Origin of the sequence: Roseimarinus sediminis, assembly GCF_050433125.1 — a bacterium.
Taxonomy (GTDB): Bacteria; Bacteroidota; Bacteroidia; order Bacteroidales; family Prolixibacteraceae; genus Roseimarinus; species Roseimarinus sediminis.
Genome location: NZ_JBNPXV010000006.1, coordinates 243362 through 268328 on the forward strand (window position 1 = coordinate 243362; position 24967 = coordinate 268328).

23 protein-coding genes are annotated in these 24967 nt (G+C 44.4%); 6 read left to right on the plus strand and 17 right to left on the minus strand.

The genetic code is table 11. The annotated features are described in order from the left end of the window. Window positions 1-32 precede the first annotated feature (32 nt). On the plus strand, window positions 33-1220 hold the full coding sequence (uxuA, locus tag FHS86_RS09890; protein ID WP_429412846.1) for a mannonate dehydratase: 1188 nt from the start codon (window positions 33-35) through the stop codon (window positions 1218-1220). Between the two features lie 41 nt (window positions 1221-1261). Here the strand turns inward: uxuA and FHS86_RS09895 are convergent, their stop codons facing one another. From FHS86_RS09895 to FHS86_RS09915, 5 genes are all read right to left on the minus strand, one after another. Next, window positions 1262-2494 (minus strand): PLP-dependent transferase, encoded by a 1233-nt coding sequence (locus tag FHS86_RS09895; RefSeq protein WP_429412847.1) that lies wholly within the window; start codon window positions 2492-2494, stop codon window positions 1262-1264. Window positions 2495-2636: 142 nt separating this feature from the next. Further along, window positions 2637-3959, minus strand: a complete 1323-nt coding sequence (locus FHS86_RS09900) for a citrate (Si)-synthase (protein WP_429412848.1) — start codon at window positions 3957-3959, stop codon at window positions 2637-2639. 25 nt (window positions 3960-3984) lie between these two features. Further along, entirely contained in the window at window positions 3985-5250 is a 1266-nt protein-coding gene (icd, locus tag FHS86_RS09905; RefSeq protein ID WP_429412849.1) for an NADP-dependent isocitrate dehydrogenase, read from the minus strand. A 30-nt stretch (window positions 5251-5280) separates the two neighbouring features. Continuing rightward, window positions 5281-6507 carry an isocitrate dehydrogenase (NADP(+)) gene (locus FHS86_RS09910; protein WP_429412850.1) on the minus strand — a complete coding sequence of 409 codons (1227 nt, stop codon included), beginning with the start codon at window positions 6505-6507 and terminating at the stop codon, window positions 5281-5283. 9 nt (window positions 6508-6516) lie between these two features. Next, entirely contained in the window at window positions 6517-8784 is a 2268-nt protein-coding gene (locus FHS86_RS09915; protein WP_429412851.1) for an aconitate hydratase, read from the minus strand. A 513-nt stretch (window positions 8785-9297) separates the two neighbouring features. Between FHS86_RS09915 and FHS86_RS09920 the strand changes: the two genes are divergently transcribed. Then, window positions 9298-10812 carry a S1 family peptidase gene (locus FHS86_RS09920; protein WP_429412852.1) on the plus strand — a complete coding sequence of 505 codons (1515 nt, stop codon included), beginning with the start codon at window positions 9298-9300 and terminating at the stop codon, window positions 10810-10812. A 47-nt stretch (window positions 10813-10859) separates the two neighbouring features. On the opposite strand, the gene prfA is transcribed toward FHS86_RS09920, so the two are convergent. Together prfA and FHS86_RS09930 are read right to left on the minus strand one after the other, a co-directional pair. Beyond that, window positions 10860-11945 (minus strand): peptide chain release factor 1, encoded by a 1086-nt coding sequence (gene prfA, locus FHS86_RS09925; RefSeq protein ID WP_429412853.1) that lies wholly within the window; start codon window positions 11943-11945, stop codon window positions 10860-10862. Window positions 11946-12006: 61 nt separating this feature from the next. Then, window positions 12007-13206, minus strand: a complete 1200-nt coding sequence (locus FHS86_RS09930; RefSeq protein ID WP_429412854.1) for an AIR synthase related protein — start codon at window positions 13204-13206, stop codon at window positions 12007-12009. Window positions 13207-13442: 236 nt separating this feature from the next. Here FHS86_RS09930 and FHS86_RS09935 point away from each other — a divergent pair, with 236 nt between their 5' ends. Further along, a complete protein-coding gene (locus FHS86_RS09935; protein WP_429412855.1) occupies window positions 13443-13874 on the plus strand; it encodes a DUF3788 family protein in 432 nt (143 codons plus the stop codon). Window positions 13875-13883: 9 nt separating this feature from the next. Here FHS86_RS09935 and FHS86_RS09940 read toward each other — a convergent pair whose 3' ends face one another. From FHS86_RS09940 to rsfS, 6 genes are all read right to left on the minus strand, one after another. Beyond that, window positions 13884-14642: a CDP-alcohol phosphatidyltransferase family protein gene (locus tag FHS86_RS09940; RefSeq protein WP_429412856.1), complete on the minus strand. Its 759-nt coding sequence runs from the start codon at window positions 14640-14642 to the stop codon at window positions 13884-13886. Next, window positions 14642-15298, minus strand: a complete 657-nt coding sequence (locus FHS86_RS09945) for a phosphatidylserine decarboxylase family protein (protein ID WP_429412857.1) — start codon at window positions 15296-15298, stop codon at window positions 14642-14644. Before FHS86_RS09945 ends, FHS86_RS09940 begins: the two co-directional genes overlap by 1 nt. A gap of 6 nt (window positions 15299-15304) precedes the next feature. Further along, window positions 15305-16129 (minus strand): phosphatidate cytidylyltransferase, encoded by an 825-nt coding sequence (locus tag FHS86_RS09950; protein WP_429412858.1) that lies wholly within the window; start codon window positions 16127-16129, stop codon window positions 15305-15307. Further along, on the minus strand, window positions 16126-16332 hold the full coding sequence (locus FHS86_RS09955) for a putative signal transducing protein (RefSeq protein ID WP_429412859.1): 207 nt from the start codon (window positions 16330-16332) through the stop codon (window positions 16126-16128). The genes FHS86_RS09950 and FHS86_RS09955 overlap by 4 nt, the downstream gene beginning before the upstream one ends. Before the next feature lie 196 nt (window positions 16333-16528). Next, window positions 16529-18583, minus strand: a complete 2055-nt coding sequence (gene ftsH / locus FHS86_RS09960) for an ATP-dependent zinc metalloprotease FtsH (protein WP_429412860.1) — start codon at window positions 18581-18583, stop codon at window positions 16529-16531. A 5-nt stretch (window positions 18584-18588) separates the two neighbouring features. Then, complete coding sequence (gene rsfS, locus FHS86_RS09965) at window positions 18589-18966, minus strand: ribosome silencing factor (protein WP_429412861.1); 378 nt, start codon at window positions 18964-18966, stop codon at window positions 18589-18591. 57 nt (window positions 18967-19023) lie between these two features. Here rsfS and FHS86_RS09970 point away from each other — a divergent pair, with 57 nt between their 5' ends. After that, window positions 19024-19776 carry a biotin--[acetyl-CoA-carboxylase] ligase gene (locus FHS86_RS09970; protein ID WP_429412862.1) on the plus strand — a complete coding sequence of 251 codons (753 nt, stop codon included), beginning with the start codon at window positions 19024-19026 and terminating at the stop codon, window positions 19774-19776. Window positions 19777-19837: 61 nt separating this feature from the next. Here FHS86_RS09970 and FHS86_RS09975 read toward each other — a convergent pair whose 3' ends face one another. Continuing rightward, the gene (locus FHS86_RS09975; RefSeq protein WP_429412863.1) at window positions 19838-20287 is read right to left on the minus strand and encodes a hypothetical protein; all 450 of its coding nucleotides are present in this window, start codon (window positions 20285-20287) and stop codon (window positions 19838-19840) included. An 88-nt stretch (window positions 20288-20375) separates the two neighbouring features. Beyond that, window positions 20376-21011, minus strand: a complete 636-nt coding sequence (gene pyrE, locus FHS86_RS09980) for an orotate phosphoribosyltransferase (RefSeq protein ID WP_429412864.1) — start codon at window positions 21009-21011, stop codon at window positions 20376-20378. A 28-nt stretch (window positions 21012-21039) separates the two neighbouring features. Here pyrE and FHS86_RS09985 point away from each other — a divergent pair, with 28 nt between their 5' ends. After that, entirely contained in the window at window positions 21040-21666 is a 627-nt protein-coding gene (locus FHS86_RS09985; RefSeq protein ID WP_429412865.1) for an NUDIX hydrolase, read from the plus strand. A 7-nt stretch (window positions 21667-21673) separates the two neighbouring features. Here FHS86_RS09985 and FHS86_RS09990 read toward each other — a convergent pair whose 3' ends face one another. Together FHS86_RS09990 and coaD are read right to left on the minus strand one after the other, a co-directional pair. Next, window positions 21674-23065 carry a TlpA family protein disulfide reductase gene (locus FHS86_RS09990; protein WP_429412866.1) on the minus strand — a complete coding sequence of 464 codons (1392 nt, stop codon included), beginning with the start codon at window positions 23063-23065 and terminating at the stop codon, window positions 21674-21676. Then, on the minus strand, window positions 23052-23537 hold the full coding sequence (gene coaD, locus FHS86_RS09995) for a pantetheine-phosphate adenylyltransferase (RefSeq protein WP_429412867.1): 486 nt from the start codon (window positions 23535-23537) through the stop codon (window positions 23052-23054). Before coaD ends, FHS86_RS09990 begins: the two co-directional genes overlap by 14 nt. Window positions 23538-23713: 176 nt before the next feature. On the opposite strand from coaD, the gene FHS86_RS10000 reads away from it, so the two are divergent. Then, complete coding sequence (locus tag FHS86_RS10000; RefSeq protein WP_429412868.1) at window positions 23714-24964, plus strand: GTPase; 1251 nt, start codon at window positions 23714-23716, stop codon at window positions 24962-24964. Window positions 24965-24967: the final 3 nt, after the last annotated feature.

Genomic DNA, 24967 nt, shown 5'->3' on the forward strand with positions numbered 1-24967 from the left:
GTGATGGTACATTCAAATTAGCAATAACAGGTATGAAATTTATTTATTCATGGCGCTGGTTTGGTCCAAACGACCGGATTCAGCTTTCACAAATTAAACAGGCGGGTGCAAGTGCTGTAGTAACAGCCTTACATCAGATTCCTGTTGGCGAAATATGGGAGAAGAATGACATTCTTGAGCGAAAGCAATTGATTGAAGCAGCTGGTTTGCAATGGGAGGTGGTTGAAAGCCTTCCTGTTAGCGAAGACATTAAAAAGCACAGTGGAAATTATTTGCAACACATAACGAATTATAAAAAATCGATTGAGAATCTGGCCGCATGTGGTATCAATACCATCTGTTATAATTTTATGCCCGTACTCGACTGGTCACGTACCCGGCTCCGCCTCGATTTACCCGACGGAAGCTATACCTCAGGTTTTGAGCTGTATCAGTTTGCAGCCTTCGACCTCTTTATACTGGGCAGGGAGAATGCACACAGCGATTACCCGGAAGAAGTGATCACAAAGGCACAGGAATTTCTTTATAACCTGGAGGAAGAAAAAGTGCAGGAGCTGAAGGATACCATTTTGTATGGTCTTCCCGGTTCAATGCAGACCTATTCGATGGAAGAATTTAAGCAGCTGCTTGCCAGTTACGAAGGAATCGATCGGAAGAAGCTGAAAGAAAATCTTCACTTCTTTCTCAATTCAATAGTACCCGTGGCTGAAAAAAATGGGATTAAAATGGCTGTTCATCCCGACGATCCGCCATGGAATCTTTTGGGGCTGCCACGCATTGTCAGCACGATTGACGATCTGACGGAAATTGTTAACATGATTCCTTCACCGTCGAATGGAGTGACCTTGTGCACCGGATCACTCGGGGTAGGCCATTTCAACAGGCTGCCTGAGATCGCAGCTCAAATTGCACCCCACATTCATTTTGTTCATCTGCGGAATGTGGTGCGCGATAGCAGTTTGAATTTCAGGGAAGAGAGCCTCTTTGACGGGGACGTCGACATGCTTGAAGTGGTGAAAGTGCTGGTAAAGGAAGGAAAGCGCAGGGAGGCCGAAGCGGGAATTGAATGCCTGCTACCGCTCCGTCCCGATCATGGACACCAGATGCTTGATGATGTTGGAAAGGAGAACTATCCGGGTTACAGTTTATATGGACGAATGAAAAACCTGGCCGAGATCAAAGGACTAACCCTGGGACTTATCAATATGTTGAACTCGTAGCAGTTGCCATTGCAAATGGTGCAAAGCCAGGTGAATCAGCTTCAGTTTAGTGCCTGTTCAATGTCATCAATTAAATCGCTGATCCCTTCAATGCCAACCGAAAGGCGCATCATGCCAGGTCGTATGCCCATCGACAGGCGTTCGGCAGCCGGGAACTCAACGTATATGGTCGACCAGGGATGGATGATCAGGCTCTTATTATCGTTCAGGTTGGTGGCTCTTCGGACGATCCTTAGCCGGTTCATGAATTCGAAACAGGCGGCTTCCGATTCAAGGTCAAAGGTGAGGATGGCTCCGGGTTGGTGATTGAAATACTGCCCGCTTCGCTCATAGAAAGGCGAGGAGGGGAGTGCCGGATAATTTACCGACACAACAGAAGAATGCTTCTCAAGATAAGCACCCAGTTCAAGACAATTGTTCACACATCTTTCAACCCTTAACTCAAGCAGATCGAGACCCAGTAGCTGGAAATAGGCCGAATGGGCAGTCATACAGGCCCCTGTATTTCTGAATATGTTTTTTTTGAGTCTTGCAAAAAAGGTATCTTTTTGAAGTTTGGGCACATAAGCCGACAGGTGAGGATGATTGTTCCAGTTGTAGGAGCCATAATCTACAATGATTCCTCCAATGGAAGTGGCACCGCCTGAAATAAATTTGGTGGTCGACATTACTTCGATGTCGATTCCGGCAGCACGGGCATCAAAGGTAACAGGCGGGGTAAGCGTACTGTCGGCCATTAGCACCAGCTGATGTTTTACAGCTAACTTTTTCAATAAGCCAATATTGGGAATCTCGAGTTGAGGGTTGGTTACCGTCTCAAAATAAATGAGCCTGGTTTTATCATCAATCAGTGCTTCAATGGATGCTTCATCTTCGAGATTGGCAAAACGCGTGCTGATCCCTATTTTAGGCAATGTTTCGTTGAAAAGTGCATAGGTATGACCAAAGAGCCTGTTTCCGGCAATGATGTTGTCACCTGCTTCACAAAGATTTAACAAGCTGTTTGAAATGGCTGCCATGCCTGATGAAACTGCCAGTACCTGATGAGCTCCGCTAAGTTCCCTGATCTTCTTTTCTAAATACAGTACCGTTGGATTTCCGGTGCGTGAGTATACGTGTGCCGGCAATTCGCCCCTGAAATTGGCAGCAATGTCCTCTGCCCGTTCAAATTCGAAGGCAACCGATTCGTATATTGGCATATGCAGGGCACGATAGGGATCGTTGGAAGGAAAGGCGATATTCAGTGAACGAGTGGTAAAACTTTTTTTGCTCATAGGTCTGTGGTGCTTTACAAAGGATGTATTGATATCGAATTTGTGCTTTAATAAACCGTAGGGGCCCCTTAAAGTTTAATTCGTTAATTTTTGCATAAAAAAATCCGCCATGATTTTGACGGATTTTTTTATGCTTTATTGTTTATTCGCAACTGCCTTTTTCACCGGTTGCTTTTTCAATGTACCATTTGAGTTCATAGGACGAAGGCCGTTCGATGGGCAAGCCGTACAGACGGTCCATTACCAGCGAGGCCAGTACGCCAAGTGCTCTTGAAACACCAAACAGCACAGTATAGAAGGTATATTCCTTGATACCATAGTGATAAAGTAAGGAGCCGGAATAGGCATCTACATTGGGCCATGGATTCTGGATCTTTCCTATGCTGCCGAGTATTGGCGGCACCACATCGTAAAGGTTGTTTACGGTGTTGATCAGGGGGTCATTCTTAATGTATTTGTCGGCAAATTCTTTTTGCGCCGTAAAGCGTGGATCGGTTTGGCGCAGCACAGCATGTCCGTATCCCGGAACAACACGACCATTGCTAAGTGTTTTTTTCACATAATCAGCCAATTGTTCTTTTGTTGGTTCCTGCGTATCCAGTTCATCCATCAGTTCAAAAATCCAGTGAATAACATCCTGGTTGGCATATCCGTGCAGTGGTCCGGCAAGACCCAGCATTCCGGCAGTAAAGGCATAATATGGGTTACTTAGCGCCGAACCAACAAGGTGGGTGGTATGTGCTGAAACATTACCTCCTTCGTGGTCCGAATGGATCACCATGTAAAGTCGAAGCAGTCGTTTCACTTCTTCCGAATCGTGTCCCATCATGTGAGCCAGGTTACCAGCCCAGTCAAGGCGTGGATCAGGTTCAATGTGTTTTCCGTTGAAGAAATTACGTCGGTAAATATAGGCTGCAATACGCGGCAGTTTGGCAATCAGATTCATTACGTCGTCGTAAATGAAATCCCAGTAATATTTTTTGTTTACACCTGAGCGATATGCTTTTTGGAACACCGATTCGGTAGCCATCGACAGAATGGCGGAACTGAACTGGGTCATCGGACGTGAATTTTTTGGCAGTGCATCAATCACATCGAAAACATGCTGAGGTACATGCGAACGGGTTGACCAGTCTTTCGACAGGTTCATCACATCTTCTTCTTCGGGAATTTCACCAATCAGTAACAAATAAAATAAACCTTCGGGCAGTGGTTCTCCCTCGGGGGTAAGCCGGGGCAGTTTTTGTCGTAGTTCAGGAATGGTGTATCCTCTGAAACGAATTCCCTCGTTGGGATCAAGTTTCGAAGTGTCGGTAATTAAACTGGGTACGCCTTTCATACCGGTCATCACCTGCCCTACGGTGACATTGGCAATAACTTTATCGCCGTGTTCTTTTTTTAATCGGTTGTACTCGGCAATGCATTTGCTGGCTTTGTTGTAGAAGCGGCTTTTAATGTATTCCATATTGGTTTGTTTTATTAGATTTCTGTTAATGTATGTTCCGTATTACTTCATCAGCAAATTGTGATGTGGTCAGAAGGGTCGAACCCTCCATGAGTGCATGAAGGTCGGAAGTTACCCTTCGCTTTGAGAAGGTGTGTTCCAACGCGTCATAGATGTGTTCCGCGGCCTTGTCCCATCCCATGTATTCCAGCATCATGGCAGCCGAAAGTATCAGCGAACTGGGATTGGCTTTTCCCGAACCTGCGATATTGGGTGCTGTTCCATGGGTTGCTTCAAAGATGGCATATCCGCTGGAATAGTTGATGTTTGCACCCGGTGAAATTCCAATTCCACCAACCATGGCAGCCAGTTGATCGGAGATGTAGTCGCCGTTCAGATTCATGGTGGCAATTACAGAATGATCGAAAGGACGCAAAAGGCTTTCCTGTAAAAAAGCATCGGTAATCACATCCTTGATAATTACTTTGCCGTCGGCTTTGGCTTTATCGATTGCCTTTTGTGCAACTTCAGGGCTTTCTTCGCCTGCAATGGCAAGGTATTGTCGCCAGGTAAATGTTTGTTCCGCAAATTCTTTTTCTGCTACCGTATATCCCCAGTTTTTAAAGGCACCTTCGGTGAATTTCATGATATTGCCTTTGTGTACAAGGGTTACCGAAGGAAGCTGATGTTTAACGGCAAAATGAATGGCAGCACGAACCAGTCGTTCTGAGCCTTCTTTCGAAATGGGTTTAATGCCGAACGATGAACTTTCGGGGAAGCGTATTTTGCCGGTATCGAAATTTTCTTCCAGCAGTTTTTTGAATTTTGCTCCCTCTTCAGTTCCCGTCATGAATTCGATTCCGGCATAAATGTCTTCGGTATTTTCACGAAAAATATGCATGTCGACCATCGACGGAAAGCGGATGGGTGAGGGGACTCCTTTGAACCATCTGACAGGTCGGAGGCAAACGTACAAATCGAGTTCCTGACGTAAAGCCACGTTCAGCGATCTGATTCCTCCTCCAACCGGTGTGGTAAGCGGGCCCTTAATTCCGATAATGTATTCTCTGAAGGCTTCCAGGGTTGCTTCGGGTAGCCATTCATGATTTTGCTGGTACGATTTTTCACCGGCCAGTACTTCAAACCAGTCGATTTTTCTATTCGCACCATACGAAGCTTCAACCGCCGCATCGACAATTCTTTGGGTAGGCCCTGAAATGTCTTTGCCTATTCCATCGCCTTCGATAAAAGGAATGATTACCTTATCGGGAACCTTGAGTTTTCCGTCTTCTATTCTGATTTTATCGCTCATTTTCAATAGTCGTGATGGTCCTTGCTGTTCTTATTTAAACTTAAGTTTCAGGTTGTCGTTCAATGCTTCAAGAAACTGTTCAGTGCTTAAATAGTGTTCTTCTTTTAAATCTTTTCCGTGAATAATAAGTGCCAGGTCTTTGGTCATCTGGCCACTTTCGACCGTTTCGACACATACCTGTTCGAGGGTCTCAGCAAAATTGATCAGTTCAGGGGTATTGTCAAGTTTTCCTCTGAATGCCAGTCCGCGTGTCCACGCAAAGATGGAAGCAATGGGATTGGTCGAAGTTGGTTTCCCCTGCTGATGCATACGATAATGCCGGGTTACTGTTCCGTGTGCAGCTTCGGCTTCCATGGTTTTACCATCGGGAGTAACCAATGTTGAAGTCATGAGTCCTAGTGAACCGAAACCCTGGGCAACGGTGTCTGATTGTACGTCGCCATCGTAGTTTTTACAGGCCCACACAAAGCCGCCTTCCCACTTCATGGCAGCAGCCACCATGTCGTCAATCAGCCGGTGTTCGTAAGTAATGTTGGCAGCTTCGAACTGTTCTTTGAATTCGCTTTCGAAAACTTCCTCGAAAATATCTTTAAAACGGCCATCGTATTTTTTCAGGATGGTGTTTTTTGTGCTCAAATAAAGCGGCCACTTTTTATCGAGTGCCTGGTTCATGCATGAGCGGGCAAAACCTCTGATTGAATCATCGTTGTTGTACATGGCCATGGCAATGCCGTCACCTTCAAAGTCGTAAACATCGAACGATTGTGGTGCACTGCCATCCTCCGGTGTGAAAGTGATGGTCAGTTTTCCTCTTCCCTTGGTTACAAAGTCGGTGGCGCGGTACTGATCGCCAAAAGCATGACGGCCGATGCAGATGGGCTTTGTCCATCCGGGTACCAGGCGTGGAATATTATTGATAATTATGGGCTCACGGAATACTGTTCCACCGAGAATATTGCGTATTGTTCCGTTGGGAGACCTCCACATTTGTTTAAGACCAAATTCTTCTACTCTGGCTTCGTCGGGTGTGATGGTTGCACACTTAATGCCAACTCCGTATTTTTTAATGGCATTGGCCGCATCGACGGTTATTTGGTCGTCGCTGGCATCGCGGCTTTCGATCCCCAAATCGTAATACCTGATATCGATATCAAGATAAGGCAGAATCAGTTTTTCTTTAATAAAAGACCAGATCACACGGGTCATTTCGTCTCCGTCGAGTTCAACTACGGGATTTACTACTTTGATTTTGTTCATAGGTACTTCTTATTTCCGGTTTTGTTGTTTAATAAGATTCAATGCCGACCCGGCTTTGAACCATCCGATTTGTTGTTGATTATAGGTATGATTGCAGGCAATGGTAATTTTTTCACCATTGGCATGTACAATTTCAATATCGATGGTTTTACCCGGGGCAAACTGATCGAGATTAATGAAGTTGAAGGTATCGTCTTCTTCAATTTTATCGTAATCGCTTTCGTTTACAAAGGTAAGTGCCAACATGCCCTGTTTCTTCAGATTCGTTTCGTGAATCCTGGCAAAGGATTTTACAAGTACGGCCCTAACACCAAGGTGTCGGGGTTCCATGGCTGCATGTTCGCGCGATGATCCTTCTCCGTAGTTATGATCGCCCACAACAATGGTGGGAACTCCGTTGGCTTTGTATTGACGTTGTGTTACAGGAACTTCATCGTATTTCCCTGTAAGTTGCGATTTTACTTTGTTGGTGTCGTCGTTGAAAGCATTCACTGCTCCAATAAGACAGTTGTTTGAAATATTGTCGAGGTGTCCCCTGAAACGAAGCCAGGGTCCGGCCATCGAAATATGATCGGTTGTGCATTTGCCTTTGGCTTTAATGAGCAGGCGGGCTCCTGTAATGTTTTTTCCATCCCATGCTTCAAAAGGTGAAAGCAATTGCAGCCGTTGTGAGTCGGGCTTGACTACGACTTCGATGTCCGATCCGTCGGCAGCCGGGGCAACATAACCTGCATCTTCTACATCGAATCCTTTCGGCGGGAGTTCCCATCCGGTGGGTGGATCGAGTTTTACCTGTTCGCCTTTTTGGTTGGTGAGTGTATCGCTTACGGGATTAAAGCCCAGATTGCCGGCAATGGCCAATGCGGTGACCAGTTCGGGTGAACCAACAAAAGCATGGGTGTTGGGGTTCCCGTCGGCCCGTTTGGCAAAGTTGCGGTTAAACGAGTGTACAATGGTGTTTTTTTCACCTTTGTCGGCTCCTTCACGATGCCATTGACCAATACAGGGACCGCAGGCATTGGCAAAAACATTTCCGCCAATTTGAGTAAAGGTATCGATGAAACCATCTCTTTCGATGGTATATCTTACCTGTTCTGAGCCGGGAGTAATGGTGAACATCGATTTCACTTTCAGGTCTTTCTTTAAAGCCTGTTCGGCCAGCGAAGCAGCTCTCGAAATGTCTTCATACGATGAGTTGGTGCATGAACCAATGAGCCCTACTTCAATTTTTAATGGCCAGCCATTTTTCTCGGCTACTTCTTTCATTTTGCTGATAGGGGTAGCAATGTCGGGTGAGAAAGGTCCGTTGAGATGAGGTTCGAGCTCGGAAAGGTTGATCTCGATCACCTGATCGAAGTACTTTTCAGGTTCGGCGTATACTTCCGGATCTCCTGTCAGATAATCGGCTACCTGGTCGGCCAGGTCAACAACTTCTTTTCGTCCTGTGGCTGCGAGGTATCTTCGCATCGAATCATCATAGCCAAAGGTCGAAGTGGTTGCTCCAATCTCAGCTCCCATGTTACAAATGGTTCCTTTACCAGTACATGAGAGCGACTGAGCCCCTTCGCCAAAATATTCTACAACACAACCGGTACCTCCTTTTACAGTAAGGATTCCGGCTACCTTCAGAATGATGTCTTTGGGTGCTGCCCAACCATTGAGTTTTCCACTTAATTTGACACCGATCAAGCGGGGCATTTTCAGTTCCCATGGCATGCCGGCCATCACATCCACCGCATCGGCACCACCAACTCCAATGGCTATCATGCCCAGGCCACCTGCATTTACGGTGTGTGAATCGGTTCCTATCATCATTCCGCCAGGAAAAGCATAATTTTCAAGTACTACCTGATGGATAATTCCAGCTCCTGGTTTCCAAAAACCAATGCCGTATTTATTTGAAACTGATTCGAGAAAATTAAATACCTCGTTGTTTTTATTCAGTGCTTCCTGCAAGTCTTTATCAGCTCCAATGTGTGCCTGAATCAGGTGGTCGGCATGTACTGTTGAGGGTACCGCTGCTTGTTTTTTTCCTGCCTGCATGAATTGAAGCAAAGCCATTTGTGCAGTAGCATCCTGCATGGCGACTCTGTCGGGTGCAAAATCGACATAGGCCTTGCCCCGTTCGAAATTTTGCAATGCCGTATCCTTATGAAGATGGGCATACAAAATTTTCTCAGTTAAAGTGAGTGGACGATTGAGCTGCACTTTGGCTGTATCCACTTTATCTTTAATGCCTTCGTATACCTTTTGAATAAGGTCAAGATCAAATACCATAGATAAAATATTTTTGGTTTTTACTGATTTTATTATGTCGCTTCGGGTAGATATGAGGACTCGAATTGTAAACAAAATGAGTCGTTAAAAGTTTAGAAAACGCCACAATTTATTTATGTTAAAATGCCTTGCCTTCTTGCTGTTTTGTTACGGGGAAGATGGTTTTAATTAAGCGCTTAGTGTCACTTCAAAAAATTGGATGTTTGTTTTCCCTGTACAAAATACCCGATTCACAATATGTATTTTTTAAAACTTGTTTTTGGTGAAAAAAGTCACATAGAGTTATGCAAAAATCCACATTTCTAAATATAGAATTTTTATAGTGAAAATTCACTTTAAATAATGAAAAAGCAGAAAATATATTATAAAATAATGAAATTGAAATTAGTGAAGGATCAGAGAATGGCTAAGCTGCTTAAAAAAGACAGACCGGCGATTAATTTGGAATTAAACCGATGAAGCAGGCTGGTTTAAGATTTTCTTTTTAAATTATGCCCGAATGATGATCAGCTAATGCAGAAGTATTATTTCACATGCCTTATCCTGTTTTTTGCTTTAACGGGGCAGAGTCAGTTGCGAAATGGCTGGCGTGCGCTCTTTGATAAGGAGGGCCGTTTAAGCCGTATGTACTATTATGTCAATGGGATCAGCGTTCCCGATTCAAATTACTACTTCCAATATTATGCGGCAAATGCAGTAAAGGCCAGGGTCAACGGAGAAGTGCGGCCGCAGATGAATGATGTTGACGGAGCTGTTGCTCTTTTTGATCCATCGGGCTATTTAAGCAGTTATCACATCAAAAAAGGTGGTTTCCTGTTGTTTGATTTCGATTGTCAACTAAGCGAGGAATGCCGGGCACTTTGGAGTGATGGTTTTGATGTGGACATTGGTAGCTGGCAGGGACATGGGCTACTCATCGAAGGTGGATATTTATTGCTCCAGCAAGATCAGGAGGGGATGGCATACGGGGTTTATCAACCGGAAATGCCACTCGATCTGAATTATGATTTCGACTGCCGTGTGGTAATTCCGGAGGCGTTTACCGATATGCAGCCCGGCATTGCCTTGTGGTGGAAAGATGAAAAAAACCATTTGCTTTTTGAGTGGATCGATGGTGCCTATTTTTCGGTTTCGTTGGTTGAAAATGGTGAAAAATACCTCTTAAGCGACCGCAGAGAAGGTGTAGATAATAAAGGCGATGGAGAAAATGAGTTGTTGGTCAGAAGGCGTGGAAGTGACCTCTTATTTGAGATCAACAATCGAATTGAATTTATTACAATGGCTCCTGATTTTGACGGTGATAAAATTGCACTGGTTTCGGGTACCGATGAGTTGGTACTTTTTGATGCTTTCTCTTTTACATCGGAACTCGATGCCGGACATCTTCTGACTGAGTCAATATTGATGGGAAGAGGAACTGGTTTTTTTATCGGACCCGCGCATATTCTGACCACTTACGAAGCGGTTGCCGGGATGAAACAGATCAGGGTAAAGGGACGTGTGGGAGGAAAAGTGTTTGAAAAACAGGTGCATCTTAGCACTTTCGATGAAACAAATAACCTGGCAGTTCTTGAGCTAAGTGATACCGTATTTGCTGAATTTGAGAAGCTGCCTTATGGATATTCAATGCTTAAGCCAGCTTCGGGATCAGCCGTTTTTTCAACGGGCTTTCCCAATGCTGTTAGTTGCATTCTAACGCCTCCCGAAGTGTATCAGGGAGAGCTGATGTCGGTTTCCTCAGGTAATTCTGTCAATATGACGGTTTCATTGCCATTCAGATATGGGATGACAGGCGCCCCCGTATTCGACAACAAGGCCAACCTGATTGGCCTTTATGCAGGCAAGGGACAAACTGATCTGCAGAGTGAGATCCTTCCACTGTATGGTTCGGCCTTATGGTTTAATAACATCGTGCAGGATGTTGCATTAAACAGCAATTCACCAATCAAAGATGAAAGCCGACAGGTAAAGGAAGAACGCTTATCGGAGTTGGTGGTCATTGTACAGTCGGGGGTTTTCAGCCAATAAGCTTCCTTGCTAATCCAACATGCTTTTTATCTAAAAGAAAACAGCCATTAAATTTCGCTTTCCTTTAGTTTTTCAGCGTTTTCTTCCAGTTGCAATTTGTCGATGATTTCCTGAATGTCGCCATCGATTATTGCCGGCAAGTTATAAAGTGTTAAGCCAATGCGGTGGTCGGTTACCCTGCCCTGGGGCCAGTTGTAAGTTCTGATTTTGGCCGAACGGTCGCCCGTCGAAACCATGGTTTTACGTTTTGAGGCAATTTCATCGATGTACTTCTGGTATTCCATGTTGTAAATACGCGTACGAAGTTCGGTCATTGCCTTGGCCAGGTTCTTCAGCTGTGATTTTTCATCCTGGCAGGTAACCACAATTCCTGTTGGAATGTGCGTAAGCCTGATGGCCGAATAGGTTGTGTTTACACTTTGTCCGCCAGGTCCCGACGAACAATAAGTATCTTTACGGATGTCGCTTTCCCTCAGATCGATATCAAATTCTTCGGCTTCGGGCAGCACGGCTACCGAGGCTGCCGAGGTATGTACCCTTCCCTGGGTTTCGGTTTGAGGAACCCGCTGTACACGGTGAACCCCCGATTCGTATTTCAGTATTCCATAAACACCTTCACCACTGACTTTGGCTACAATTTCCTTGTAACCACCTGATGTCCCTTCGGCAATGTTGGTCACTTCCATGCGCCAGCCCTTGCGCTCGATGAACTTGGAATACATGCGGAACAGGTCGCCGGCAAAAATGCTGGCTTCATCGCCTCCGGTACCGGCCCTGATTTCAAGAATGGCATTTTTGACGTCTTCGGGATCGGCGGGAACCAGTAACAACTTTATTTCCTGTTCCATTGGTTCTACCTGTGCTTCCAGTTCGGCCAGTTCTTCACGGGCCATTTCGCGCATTTCCTCGTCGCTTTCTTCCGAGAGCAGGGCCTTTGTCGATGCAATATTATCGACTATGTTCTTGTATTTCTCAAAAGAGCGGACCAAATCTTCAAGGTGCTTGTATTCTTGATTCAGCTTGATATAGCGCTTCATGTCCTTCATTACTTCCGGGTCGGTAATTTGTTGACCTACTTCGTCGAAGCGATACCTGATGTGTTCGTATTTGCCTAATATTCTTTTATCTGCCATGATTTCTTTCTTGTTTTACTGTGTTTTCGATTAGCTGCTGTTTCTTTTAACTAAAGAAAAGCTAGTGATATACGAAAGTTCCAAATGGTGAGCTGATGGTCAATTGCTTTTTATCTGAAGCCTCGACCCTTCCTACGATCTTTGCATCAACTCCAAACGAGCGGGAAATATTGATAATTTCCTCCGCATTATCAGCTCCGGTGTAAATCTCAAAGCGATGTCCCATATTGAAAACCTTGTACATTTCCTTCCAATCGGTTCCCGATTCTTTCTGAATGATTTCGAATAGTGGCGGAACTTCAAACAGCTTGTCTTTGATAACATGTACTTTATCGACAAAGTGCAGGACCTTGGTTTGTGCTCCTCCCGAGCAGTGAACCATGCCGGTGATTTGATCACGGTACTGGTCAAGTATTTTTTTGATAATGGGGGCGTAGGTACGGGTGGGTGACAGTACCAGTTTCCCGGCATCAATACCCAAACCCTTAATGGCGTCGGTAAGTTGGTACGAACCGCTGTAAACCAGTTCGGAAGGTACTTCGGAGTCGAAGCTTTCGGGGTATTTTTCGGCCAGGTATTTGGCAAAAACGTCGTGACGGGCCGAAGTGAGCCCATTACTTCCCATGCCTCCGTTGTATTCTTTTTCATAACTGGCTGTTCCGGTCGATGACAGACCAATAATGACGTTTCCGGGTGCAATGTTCGAAGCATCAATTACATCCGAACGTTTCATCCGGCATGTGACCGTTGAATCGACGATGATGGTGCGAACCAAATCACCCACATCGGCTGTTTCGCCACCTGTAGGTATTACAGTTACTCCCATATCCGACAAACTGGTACATAGTTCATCGGTAGCGTTGATGATGGCTGCGATTACTTCACCGGGAATTTTGTTTTTGTTACGCCCAATGGTCGACGACAGCAAAATGTTATCGGTTGCACCAACGCACAACAGATCATCGATGTTCATGATCAGCGCATCCTGGGCAATGCCTTTCCATACCGACAAGTCGCCGGTTTCTTTCCAATACATGTAAGCAAGCGATGATTTGGTGCCTGCGCCATCGGCATGCATAATGTTGCAATAGGCATCGTCTCCTCCCAGATAATCGGGGACGATCTTGCAGAATGCCTTTGGAAAAAGGCCTTTGTCGATATTTTGAATGGCAGCGTGTACATCTTCTTTCGAAGCTGAAACACCCCGTGCCATGTAGCGGTCGTTCGATTGTTGCATGGTAACAAAAAATTTGGTGTGCAAAGTTAATATTTTTAAGGAAAACGGAAGCGAAGTCCTGTACATATACATGAATGCACCGGCAAAGGGTGTGAGTGCAACTTTGAAGCTGTTTATGAAGAATATGCTGCTGGAAAACAGCTTAAGTATATTCATTTGTGTAACTTTATTCCTGTAATGACAGGAGAAGAAAGGAACAGCGGCCATTTTTGAAAAAACAAAAGCGTTAAGTTTCGATATTGCATAAAAAATGAAGGATTATGAATGAAGTTCACTTAAGAGATCCACAGGTGTTTCCCGATGAGCAGGTACTCGAAGCACATCTGGGAAATGGTTTCAATGCCTATCAGTTATTGATGAATACACTTGCTGAACCACCACACAATTTACTGGCCGAATGGCGGTATTACCAAGATGGAAAAGCCTGGTTGTGTAAAGTTCAGAAGAAAAAGCAGACCATTTTCTGGCTGTCGGTTGGGGAGGCTTTTTTTACAGTGGCCTTCTATTTTAATGCAAAAAACCGGCAGGGTGTCGAAGAGCTGGATATTGCGGAGGCAATTAAACAGCAATTTCGCGAAGCCAAAGCAATCGGGAAGCTTCAAGCCCTGGTGCTTGATATTTCTCAATCGGAGCAACTTGACGATCTGCTAAAGATCATCTCGTATAAAAGCAATCCGAAAGACTGGCATTGATTGGTTTACTTAACTTTTAACCGATTTCCCTGTCATGTTGTTAATGATCGAAAGCAGCAGGTAAAGCAGAATAATTGCACCGATGCCTTTAATGCTGAATAAGAGCAACAAACCCAGTGAGGCAGCAAGAAAGAGGTAGCGAATGAAATTTTCTTTTCCTTTGAAGGTCGTGAATTTTAAAGAAAACAGAGGGATTTCGGCTAGCAGTAAAAGTGAAAATACGACGACAATGATGGCAATCAAAAGTGGATGATGAAGAAATGACAAGGCCGTGTTTTTCTGATCAAAGATGATTAAAGCCAGCGCTGCAAAAAAGAGGGCATTGGCAGGTGTAGGCAGGCCAATAAAAGAGTGGCTTTGCCGGGTATCGATGTTAAATTTTGCCAGCCGCAGTGCAGAAAAAGCCGGAATTAACAAGGGGATTAACAGATAAATGTATTCAGCGATTTTCAAGTGATGATTTTCTCCCGCGTCAAAACCGATTAACTTGCTTTGTATCATGAAAGCCAGTGCGCCAGGCAGAAATCCGAAGGTAATGACATCGGCCAGCGAATCGAGCTGTTTACCAAGCTCGCCCGAAACTTTCAATAAACGGGCAACAAAGCCATCAAAAAAATCGAAAAGGGCACCAGCAAACATGAGGTAAACGGCCAGGGCTATTTCACCATTGAAAGCCATATAAACGGCTATTGTTCCACAGAGCAGGTTAGCAAGGGTAAGCAGGTTGGGAACAAAAGCATACCACTTTTTCTTTGTTTGCTTTTCCATCATTTTAAACGGGCAATTTCTGTTTGAGTCCCGACTACTTTTTGATTCAATTCAACTTTTATACTTGCATCTTTTGGAAGAAAAAGGTCAACACGCGAGCCAAACTTAATAAAGCCCATGTTGCCATTTTGCTCGGCATAAGCTCCTTCTTTTGCATAGCATACTACCCGTCGGGCCATGGCGCCGGCAATTTGGCGAACCAACACTTTTTGTTTCGATTCGCTTTCAATAACAACCGATGAGTGCTCGTTCAATTCAGAAGCTTTAGGTGCCCAGGCTACTGTATGGCTTCCTTTGTGCAGTTTGGAATAGAGAATTTTTCCGCCAATGGGAAACCAGTTCATGTGTACATCGAGCGGTGACATGAAGATGGATACCTGAATGGTTTCGTCCTGATAAAATTCATTGATCCCGGTCTCCTGTATTACCACCACGCGACCATCGCAGGGGGACATTACCGACAGTGGATCGCTAATTACCGGACGGTTAACTACTCTGAAAAACCACAGATTAAAAAGATACACCAATAATGAAGCAAAGGCAACGACATATACTATTGATGAGGGGAAGTTGAACCGAATCAAGGCGTAATTGATGCTTACAATCAAAATTGCCAAAATAAGGAGGGTTACTCTTCCTTCTTTATGTACTCTCATAGCAGGTTAATTTAAAATCAAAGTTATCATGACAAAATATACAGGAGCCGCAAACAGCATGCTGTCGAAACGGTCGAGCAAGCCACCATGGCCTGGCAAAATTGCGCCTGAGTCTTTCACTCCAAAACTCCTTTTAATGAGCGATTCGCTTAAATCGCCCAAAATGGCAGCAATAACGGTTAAGGAAGTAAGAATAAGTGTTTGTGCAATAGAAGCATAGTTGAAGTAGTTAAAATAAACCAATGCAAGCAACATGGCAAGCAACATGCCTCCCAGTGCACCTTCCCACGTTTTTTTAGGAGAAATTTTTTCAAACATTTTGTTGCGCCCCAGCCAGCTTCCGATAATGTATGCTCCGGAATCGTTTGCCCAGAGTATCAACAGCAAGCCGAGCAGTAAGCGGGGATCGTAGTTTCCTGGTTGGGATGCATCGGGGTTAACAATAAAGACGAGCATTGAAAGTGGCAATGCAATATAAACAATGCCCAGCAAAGTAAATGCGACATTAAGTAGCGGTTTCTTTTGTTTTTGAAACAGGGCAATTACAGGAATCAGCATTAAAAGCGGCACAAAACCAAAAAACAAAGTAGCATTGAATCCTTCAAAATTAAACAGAAAGAAGGCCAAAAAAAGATACAGTGCCGTACTGATCCCCAGTGTAAATTGTGGCTTATTTCCTCCTTTTTTACAGAGTCGGTAGAACTCAAAAAGGGTGTATGCAACGACGATTCCAAAATAGACAACAAAGGTGTATTTGCTGATAAGAATACTGGCAATAGTTAGAGCGGCATATACAAGGCCTGTAATCGTTCGGACAATTAATTGCTTCAATGTTTTAGTTCTTTTAAGATTTCAATCGCTTTGGTTTCGTCATGCTCGTTTACATAAACTTCAATGTTTCCAAACGCAGTATACGATGAATCCTTTTGATTGAGCACTACGGCTGCGATGCCATTGTTCTCTAATAATTCCCGTGCTATTTCTGCCTGGTACATTTCTCCCGACAAAAATACTTGTTTCCATCCTTTTTCCATGATCTTTTTGCTTTAATGATGCTTTTTCAACAATATAAAAAAATAAAAGATGATTTGTGCAATTACGGACCTACGAAATACAGTTAACCTTGCTTTGCAGAAAACGTTAAGTTGATGAATTATTTGCTAAGTAACTGACAAAGAAAAAGGCACCACAGTGGGCGCCTTTCGATTTATTGAATGTCGGATTGAAACATTAGCCCGCAGTTTCCTCAATTGATGGTGTTTGTTGTTGTACTTCATCGTCGGTACTTGCTTCTTTAAGGACTTCAGGCCCCAGGTGTTGATCTTTTTCAATGCTTTTTCCACCAGGACGTGGTCCAAATATTTCTTCCAGGTCTTCGGTAAACAGCACCTCCTTTTCGAGGAGGCGTTCTGCCAGCACCTTGTGCCCTTCGGCATTTTCACCAAGCACCTTTTTTGCGCGTTTGTATGCCAGGTCAACCAGGTTTTTGATTTCGTCGTCAATCAGTTCGGCCGTTTTTTCACTGTAGGGTTTGGTGAAGCTGTAGTCGGCCTGCCCTGTTGAATCGTAGAAGCTGAGGTTGCCTACTTTCTCGCTCATTCCAAAGTAGCATACCATGGCATAAGCCTGTTTGGTTACCCGTTCAAGGTCGTTTTGTGCTCCTGATGAAATTTTATTGAACGAGATTTCTTCGGCAGCACGACCTCCCAAAGTGGCACACATTTCGTCCATCATCTGGTCTTTGGTGGTGATTGATCGTTCTTCGGGGAGGTACCATGCAGCACCCAGTGCTTTACCGCGAGGCACAATGGTTACCTTTACCAGGGGGTGAGCGTGTTCAAGCAACCAGCTAACCGTGGCATGTCCTGCTTCGTGATAGGCGATGGTTTTCTTCTCATCCATCGAGATGATCTTATTTTTCTTTTCGAGTCCGCCGATTATACGGTCAACGGCATCGAGGAAGTCCTGTTTTTCAACCGATTCGTGGTCGTTACGGGCTGCAATCAGTGCGGCTTCGTTGCAAACGTTGGCAATGTCGGCACCCGAGAAACCAGGAGTCTGTTTCGACAGAAAGTCGGTATTGACGCTTTCTGATATTTTCAGGGGACGAAGGTGTACCTTGAAAATCGCTTTACGTTCGTTCAGGTCGGGCAATTCAACATGAATCTGACGGTCGAAACGTCCTGCACGCATCAGTGCCCGGTCGAGAATGTCGGCACGGTTGGTGGCAGCCAGAATAATGACCCCCGAATTGGTATCGAAACCATCCATTTCGGTCAACAACTGGTTCAGGGTGTTTTCTCTTTCGTCGTTCGATCCCATGTTGGGATTTTTTCCACGGGCACGGCCAATGGCATCAATCTCGTCGATGAACACAATGCAGGGCGATTTTTCCTTGGCCTGCTTAAAGAGATCACGAACACGCGATGCGCCAACACCGACAAACATTTCAACAAAGTCGGAACCCGACATGGAGAAGAAAGGAACATGTGCTTCGCCAGCCACGGCTTTTGCAAGCAGTGTTTTACCGGTTCCCGGAGGGCCCACCAGCAGTGCTCCTTTGGGGATTTTACCTCCCAGTTTGGTATAGCGTGTTGGGTTTTTCAGGAAGGAAACAATCTCTTCAATCTCCTGTTTGGCTTCTGAAAGACCAGCCACATCTTTAAAAGTAGTGGTTACTTTTTGGTCTTTATCGAAAAGTTTTGCCTGCGATTTACCAACATTGAAAATGCCCGCACCAGGACCGCCGCCACCGCCTTTGCTCATGCGTTTAAACAGGAACCACCAGAAGAAAATAATCAAACCGATGGGGAAAAGAATCTGAAAAATACCACCCCAGTCGTAGGTGTCCTGGTATTCGATGGGGATTTCTTCACTGTCGGGGATATTGTATGAAGCATAGGCTTCCTTCAGGTTTTGTTCGAAACCCTCGGTTGAGCCAATTGTAAAATAAAAATGCGGACCTGAAACAGTGGGTTTTGAAAAACCGGATCCCAGTTTCTCGCTGTATTTTTCGTAACTATCCTTTTTTAAGTAGATGTTGGCTTCCGACTTGTTTAACACGACAATTTTCTGGACATCGCCATTTAATATCATGGTGCGTTTTACTTCGTACCAGGTTGTTTCAACGGCAGCATTGCCTCCAGAGAAGAACTGAATGCCCAATAATACAATGATCGCTATGTAAAGGTAAGTCATGTTGAATTTTGGCTTACCGCTACCCGGAGTTTTGGGTTTAAAATTATCGGTAAAACTGGTTTTTTTCTTTTTATCTTTTTCAGCCATTATGATTAATTTTCTGCGTTATATTTTGTAAAATTAGCGTCGGCCCATAGTGTTTCCAGATCGTAATGTTTACGCCATTCTTCCTGAAAAACATGAACCATGATGTCGGCATAATCGAGCAGTATCCATTCTGCATTTCTGTATCCATCGGTATGCCAAACGTTTTCGCCCGTAATTTCTTCAACGGTTTCTTCAACCGAGCGGGCTATTGCTTCAACCTGTGTGTTGGAAGCGCCATGACAAATAATGAAGTGATTACATTGTGAATTTTCCAAATGGCTTAGATCGAGGTTGATTATTTCTTTTCCTTTCCTTCGCCGCACTCCTTCGATAATTGCCTCTATTAAATGATTTGATGAGCTGTATTGTTTAATGTTCTCCATATATTTGTGAGTAAATTGCAAATTTAAACTTTTTACCTGATTAATTCCCCGGAAATTATGGCAGAAATAATTGGTTCTAAAATACTAAAATTGGTGAAGCTTGATTCTACCAACAATTATGCCACTGCCAATGCATTGAAGAATAACTGGCCCGAAGGTGCCGTGGTGTTGGCCGAAGAGCAACTGTCGGGCAGAGGTCAACGCAATAACAAATGGGAGAGTGAAGCGGGGCAAAACCTGTTACTCAGCCTTGTGTTGTATCCGCGTTTTTTGCCGGTACAATTTCAGTTTCTGCTGTCGAAGGTAATTGCGCTTGGAGTGGCCGATGTGGTACAGCTGTTTGCTGAGGAGGTACGAATTAAATGGCCCAATGATATTTATGTTGGAGATAAAAAAGTGGCTGGAATTCTGATCGAAACAAGTATAACCGGTCATGAGCTGGGCTCCTGTGTGGCAGGTATTGGCCTGAATGTGAATCAGCTGGTGTTCAAAAGTGATGCCCCCAATCCTGTTTCGCTGGCTCAGTTGTGTGGCAAAAAACTAAAACGGGATGAAGTATTTAAGCTGCTTACTGAAGCAATCGACCAATGGTATGGAGCATTGTGTCGTGCCGACACCGGGAGTATTGATCAGCATTATATTGAGCGTTTGTATCGCTATGGTTTTGCAGCCATGTACCGTGATAAAAATGGCTTTTTTCAGGGAACTATTACCGGATTAAACGAAATTGGTCAATTGCAGATTGAAGATGAAAGTGGTCACTTACGTACTTATCATTTTAAGGAAGTTGAATTTTTGGCGTCAAGCTGAAATCCGGCGTTGACTGACACCCGCATCGGCAATTATCTGAAAGCTGCGCCATTCTGTCAGCTTATTGATAAGGCAGCATGGTAAGTGCATCGGCAATTTTATTCACACCTTCCTTCAGTTTCTTCCCAGCAAGCATTTTCAACATCATGTTAAGTTCGGCATGGAGTGTAACCCTTAATTTTGTCTGATAAGGCCCCGACGGCAGTAACTGTATCCATACAAAAAGCTGAAAAGGAATTTTTCCTTCACCACTAATTTTAATGGTTTTTGTCGGCTCCCGCCCGATAATTCTCAGTCCTGCTTCACCCATGGGCGAAATGGTGAAAGTACAACTATCGGTGTCGGTTGATACATCTTCGATACTTGCATTGGGCAGCTGTCCCGATAATTGAGCCAGGGTATACTCATTGAAAAACTGTCCCAGATTATTGAAATCGGACAGGAAGTTGTAAACCGTTTCATGATTTTGATTTACAACTTTTACATCGCTTACGTATTTACTTGTACTCATTTTTCGATTTCGTAAAACAGCCGGAAACATTGCTGTCCGGCTGAAGTGTATGATAGAATTTTATTACTGCAAAAAAAGGCAGCGTGGCTTATTCTTTTCCCCACTGAGCGGGGTTTTCCCGCCAGTTTTGCAGTCGTTCAACATCCTCTTCGGCAATTAAATTCATTTTCAGCGCATGGTCAATCAGAATTTGATAATTACTGAGGGTAGTCAGTTCAAGTCCTGCTTTTTCAAAGTTTTGTGTGGCAATCGGGAAATTGTAAGTAAAAATGGCTACCATGGCCCTTACATCACCTCCAAAGTTGCTGAGTGCTTCTGCGGCTTTCAGGCTGCTGCCACCGGTAGAAACCAGGTCTTCAATCACAACAATTTTTTGGCCGGGTTTCAGGTCTCCTTCTATGAGGTTTTCGAGCCCGTGATCTTTGGGTTTCGAACGGACATACACAAAAGGTAAGCCAAGCTGGTCGGCTACAAGTGCTCCATGTGCTATGGCACCGGTGGCAACGCCGGCAATTACTTCGGCTTCGGGATATTTTTCACGGATAATGTTGACAAATTGGTCACGTATAAAATTCCGTGTTTCGGGATAGGATAATATTTTGCGGTTGTCGCAATAAATAGGAGATAACCATCCTGATGCCCAGGTAAAGGGATTTGATGGTTGAACTTTTATTGTGTTAATTTGTAACAGTCGCTTGGTTACTTCAATTTGAAAATCACTCATGACTAAGGTTTTAAATAATATCGGGCAAATGTACAAAGTTTTTTTCAATGACCGAACTGTTTTTATAAACAGCGCTGCACCTTCCGATGCACCAGAGGAAGCAGTGCTGATGCAGGTAGTTGCTCATGCCGATGCGCTAAAGGCCAGAGAGCTAATGATAAAATCCGACGGCCCCCAACTGCTTTATTTGTATGGCTTGCCTGCCAGCGATCTGCGTGCACTTTTTTCTTCTGCATTTAAATGTATTACAGCTGCAGGCGGATTGCCTGTAAATACAGCCGGTGAATTGCTGTGCATCAGGCGATGGGGTTTGTGGGATCTGCCCAAAGGCAAACTTGAAAAAGGAGAAACAGTGGCGCAGGCAGCTTGTCGTGAGGTGGAGGAAGAAACCGGCCTGAAAGGTTTTTCTCTTGAAAAACAGCTTGATTCGAGCTTTCATGTTTATGAGTCGCCCTATGTGCCTGGTCAATGGATTTTTAAAACGACCTGTTGGTTTTTAATGTATTATGAAGGTAAAGAACAGCCTGTTCCTCAAAGCGAAGAAGACATAAGTGAAGTACGTTGGTTCAGGCGTCACGAGTTGTCAGAAGTGCAGCAAAATACCTACGCTTCGTTGCAGCCTTTGTTTGCATTTTATTTGAAATTGCAGCTTTAAATAAGTGTTAGTCGCGGGTGGCTTTGAGAATGTTATCAAACTGCATCTCAAAATTCTCATCGGGCCAGGGGGCCTGCGATCCGGCCATGCGCCCCTGCGGATCAATCAGAAAATAAGTGGGAAGAATACGTACGTTAAATGATTCGTAAATTTCGCGACGTGTCATACCCCGTAGTACTGTCCACTCAAAATCGTCGCTCGAAAGCAATTCGGCATTTTGTTCAATGTTGTCATCTTCGAGTACAACAACAATGGCCAGGTCGTCGGTGTATTTTTGCTGAAACTGTTTGATGAGTTCCTTGTGAGCAACAAATTTTTCATTGTCGGTACGGGTGAAACACAGGTAAACGTATTTTCCTTCAAAACTATCCCATCCAACATAGTTGCCATTGATGTCGACCAGATCGAGTTCGGGAGCTATGGCTCCGTACATGGTTCGGGCCAGTTCGTTGAAAATTTGATCGGCCGAAGTCTGATGTACTTCGATGGCCGATGTTTCGGTAATCTTTTGAAGAATATTGAAAAGCCCTACGGTGTTAAATCGCTTGGAATAAAAAAGTGGTTTAATTCCCTTGAGAATGATGGCTTCCGATAAGGTCTGATCAAACATCATGTCGATGGTGAGCCAGTCGATGAGTTGCTGATAGGCGCCCGAGTTGAGCATGACACTTATTTTCTGCCCGTTCACCTGTTGGGTGGCATATTGCAGGTATTTTGTAAAAAGCTTGTCGAAAAGTTCACTGTATTCAGGTTGGGTATAAAGGATGGGCTGCTCAATGAAATATTCTTCCATTACCGGTGTCGGATCCTGAATAAGTGCAGTGTATTTAGTTGTGGCGTATTTGTATTTTTTGAAATTCTCGAAGTATTCATTTCCCGAATCAGGAAACTGGCTTTGTAAATCGGCAACCACCTGTTCGGCAGTCTCGAGCGAGCGACGGTAGAAAATTTGTTGCATGTTTTTGCTCATCTGGGCATTGTATTGCCGTGTAAAATTTTCAATGAGCAAATTGATGTTGTTGTCGTTGTTGTTTTTAATTCCAAGGTGAACAAGTTTGGGGCGGAAGTAAGGATTGGATGAACGCTTCTCGGCTTTGGGCGGCAAAACAATTTCAAGCGCTTCGTCGGGCTGCATCACCAGCCAGCCTTTGTAAACTCCAAATTCGCTGTACACAGGCATCTCCTGCGAAAGTTCTATTTCACACACAAAACTGCCATCGTCGCCAACCGTTCCTTCGCCTACAATGGCTTGCTTGTCGGTAAGGAAATTGGGGATGGTATAGAAACTAAAAGTGCTTCCTGCATATTCGGGTGCGCTGAATTTAATCTCAGCGCCCATTGCCAGGGTGCCAACGATTAAAAATAGAATGGTTAAGCGGCCACTTTTAGTCATTATCATTCCCTAAATATTTTTTGATATCAAGCCGGTCAGGTATAAACATGCTGATATCGCCTTTGTGTTTCAAAATATCACGAACAACCGACGAATTAACCGGTGTATGTTCAGGCAGTGTTAACAGGAAAACAGTTTCGATGTTGTTGTACATTTTTTTGTTCACCTGGGCAATGGCTCTTTCATACTCGAAATCGGCAGCCGTCCGCAGCCCTCTAAGGATGTGTGTTGCTCCAACCTGTTTGCAGAAATCGACTGTAAGCCCGTTGTAAATCGAAACTTCAATGGCTGGTACTTCTGCAAAAAGTGTCTCAATCATTTGCTTGCGTACTTCAATTGGGAAAAGATATTTCTTGGCATCATTCACGCCCAGCATGACGATAATTTTATCGAATAAAGGGAGTGCCCTTTTCAATACCGATTCATGTCCTATCGTGAAAGGATCGAACGATCCGGGAAATACTGCAACCTTTTCCATTGTTATCAAGCTTCAACTTACAAAACTAAAATTTTTATTGAAACCCGCTAAAAAATTAAGTCAAATTAAAATCACCTGCCTGCTGTAATTATTTTGATCTGATACTGATTGTTTTTTTAAGAGAGCTGCTACCTTTGGTCTTTCGTGAGTTTGTTGAATCTAAAGGATATGATAATATGATAGTTGAGCGTGATCACATTGGTTTTTTTGGTAAGATGAATTCAGGGAAGAGTAGTTTGATGAATTTACTTACCCAGCAGGAAACATCTATTGCTGATGCCACTCCCGGCACAACGGCCGATACTAAAGTTGCCATGCAGGAGATTCATGGACTTGGGCCTGTTAAGCTTTACGATACGGCAGGTCTCGATGAGTTGAGCGGTTTGGGAAGCAAAAAGCGCAACAAGGTGCTGAATGCGCTGAAAGAATGTGATCTGGTCCTGTTGGTTATTGATCCGTCAACGCAACAATTCGAAACCGAAGAACTGGTGCTAAACGAAGCCCGTGAGGCAGACAAGCAAATCCTGGTAATTTTCAATCTCTTTAAGCAAAGCGACGAAAAACGCATTGACAGGATAAAAGAAAAGCTGCCGGTGCTTGAACGTATTCAGTCAATTGTTTTATCTGCCGTCGAATCGTCGGACCGAAGCCGCCTGCTGCAGTTCATACTCGCACATTTCGATTCGAAAAATCAGACCCCTGAGTTGCTCCCCTTTGTAGAGGCCAACGAATTTTATGTGCTGAACATCCCCATGGATGAAGAAACCCCCGGCGGACGTTTCCTCAGACCACAAGCCATGGCGCAGGAATACATTACGCGAAAGTGGGCCTATCCGGTAGCTTACCGTATGAACCTGAGGCTCGCGCGAAGCGGGAACACTACAGCCGAACGACAACGTTTTGAGCGTTTCCTCTCTTCTTTTAAGCAACGTCCAAAGGCGATTATTACCGATTCGCAGGCGATGGACATCATGGCTGCCTGGGTACCGGATGATATCGTACTCACCACTTTTTCTATTATGATGATCAATTATGCCAGTCGTGGACGCATCATGGAGTTTTATGAAGGAATCAGCGCACTCGATCATTTGGAGGCGGGCGACAGGGTGTTGATTGCTGAGGCCTGCAATCACTCACGCATTCAGGAAGACATTGGAACTGTTCAAATTCCGGGAATGATTGCCAAACGTTTTCCCGGTGTGGAGGTTGATTTCAATTTCGGTCGTGAATTTCAAAGCAATGAGGACCTCCGGAAATACCGGCTGATTATTCACTGTGGCGGCTGTATGATCAGTAATCAGAAGTTACAGGCACGCCTGCGCGAATTACGCACAGCCAGCGTGCCCGTAAGCAACTATGGTGTATTCCTTTCGTGGATGCAGGGCGAAAAGGCACTCGAAAGGGTAATGAAACCCTGGAGAAGTTGATTG

Bases quoted from the DNA above. Each gene is read 5' to 3' on its own strand.
- FHS86_RS09955 (WP_429412859.1), bottom strand. From the start codon at position 16,332: ATGGAAAAAGGATGGAAACAAGTATTTTTGTCGGGAGAAATGTACCAG.
- rsfS (WP_429412861.1), bottom strand. From the start codon at position 18,966: ATGGAGAACATTAAACAATACAGCTCATCAAATCATTTAATAGAGGCA.
- FHS86_RS09900 (WP_429412848.1), bottom strand. From the start codon at position 3,959: ATGGAATACATTAAAAGCCGCTTCTACAACAAAGCCAGCAAATGCATT.
- icd (WP_429412849.1), bottom strand. From the start codon at position 5,250: ATGAGCGATAAAATCAGAATAGAAGACGGAAAACTCAAGGTTCCCGAT.
- FHS86_RS09985 (WP_429412865.1), top strand. From the start codon at position 21,040: ATGTACAAAGTTTTTTTCAATGACCGAACTGTTTTTATAAACAGCGCT.
- uxuA (WP_429412846.1), top strand. From the start codon at position 33: ATGAAATTTATTTATTCATGGCGCTGGTTTGGTCCAAACGACCGGATT.
- FHS86_RS09935 (WP_429412855.1), top strand. From the start codon at position 13,443: ATGAATGAAGTTCACTTAAGAGATCCACAGGTGTTTCCCGATGAGCAG.
- FHS86_RS09975 (WP_429412863.1), bottom strand. From the start codon at position 20,287: ATGAGTACAAGTAAATACGTAAGCGATGTAAAAGTTGTAAATCAAAAT.
- FHS86_RS10000 (WP_429412868.1), top strand. From the start codon at position 23,714: ATGATAGTTGAGCGTGATCACATTGGTTTTTTTGGTAAGATGAATTCA.
- ftsH (WP_429412860.1), bottom strand. From the start codon at position 18,583: ATGGCTGAAAAAGATAAAAAGAAAAAAACCAGTTTTACCGATAATTTT.
- pyrE (WP_429412864.1), bottom strand. From the start codon at position 21,011: ATGAGTGATTTTCAAATTGAAGTAACCAAGCGACTGTTACAAATTAAC.
- FHS86_RS09895 (WP_429412847.1), bottom strand. From the start codon at position 2,494: ATGAGCAAAAAAAGTTTTACCACTCGTTCACTGAATATCGCCTTTCCT.
- coaD (WP_429412867.1), bottom strand. From the start codon at position 23,537: ATGGAAAAGGTTGCAGTATTTCCCGGATCGTTCGATCCTTTCACGATA.
- FHS86_RS09945 (WP_429412857.1), bottom strand. From the start codon at position 15,298: ATGAGAGTACATAAAGAAGGAAGAGTAACCCTCCTTATTTTGGCAATT.
- FHS86_RS09910 (WP_429412850.1), bottom strand. From the start codon at position 6,507: ATGAACAAAATCAAAGTAGTAAATCCCGTAGTTGAACTCGACGGAGAC.
- FHS86_RS09970 (WP_429412862.1), top strand. From the start codon at position 19,024: ATGGCAGAAATAATTGGTTCTAAAATACTAAAATTGGTGAAGCTTGAT.
- FHS86_RS09940 (WP_429412856.1), bottom strand. From the start codon at position 14,642: ATGGAAAAGCAAACAAAGAAAAAGTGGTATGCTTTTGTTCCCAACCTG.
- FHS86_RS09915 (WP_429412851.1), bottom strand. From the start codon at position 8,784: ATGGTATTTGATCTTGACCTTATTCAAAAGGTATACGAAGGCATTAAA.
- prfA (WP_429412853.1), bottom strand. From the start codon at position 11,945: ATGGCAGATAAAAGAATATTAGGCAAATACGAACACATCAGGTATCGC.
- FHS86_RS09990 (WP_429412866.1), bottom strand. From the start codon at position 23,065: ATGATAATGACTAAAAGTGGCCGCTTAACCATTCTATTTTTAATCGTT.
- FHS86_RS09920 (WP_429412852.1), top strand. From the start codon at position 9,298: ATGCAGAAGTATTATTTCACATGCCTTATCCTGTTTTTTGCTTTAACG.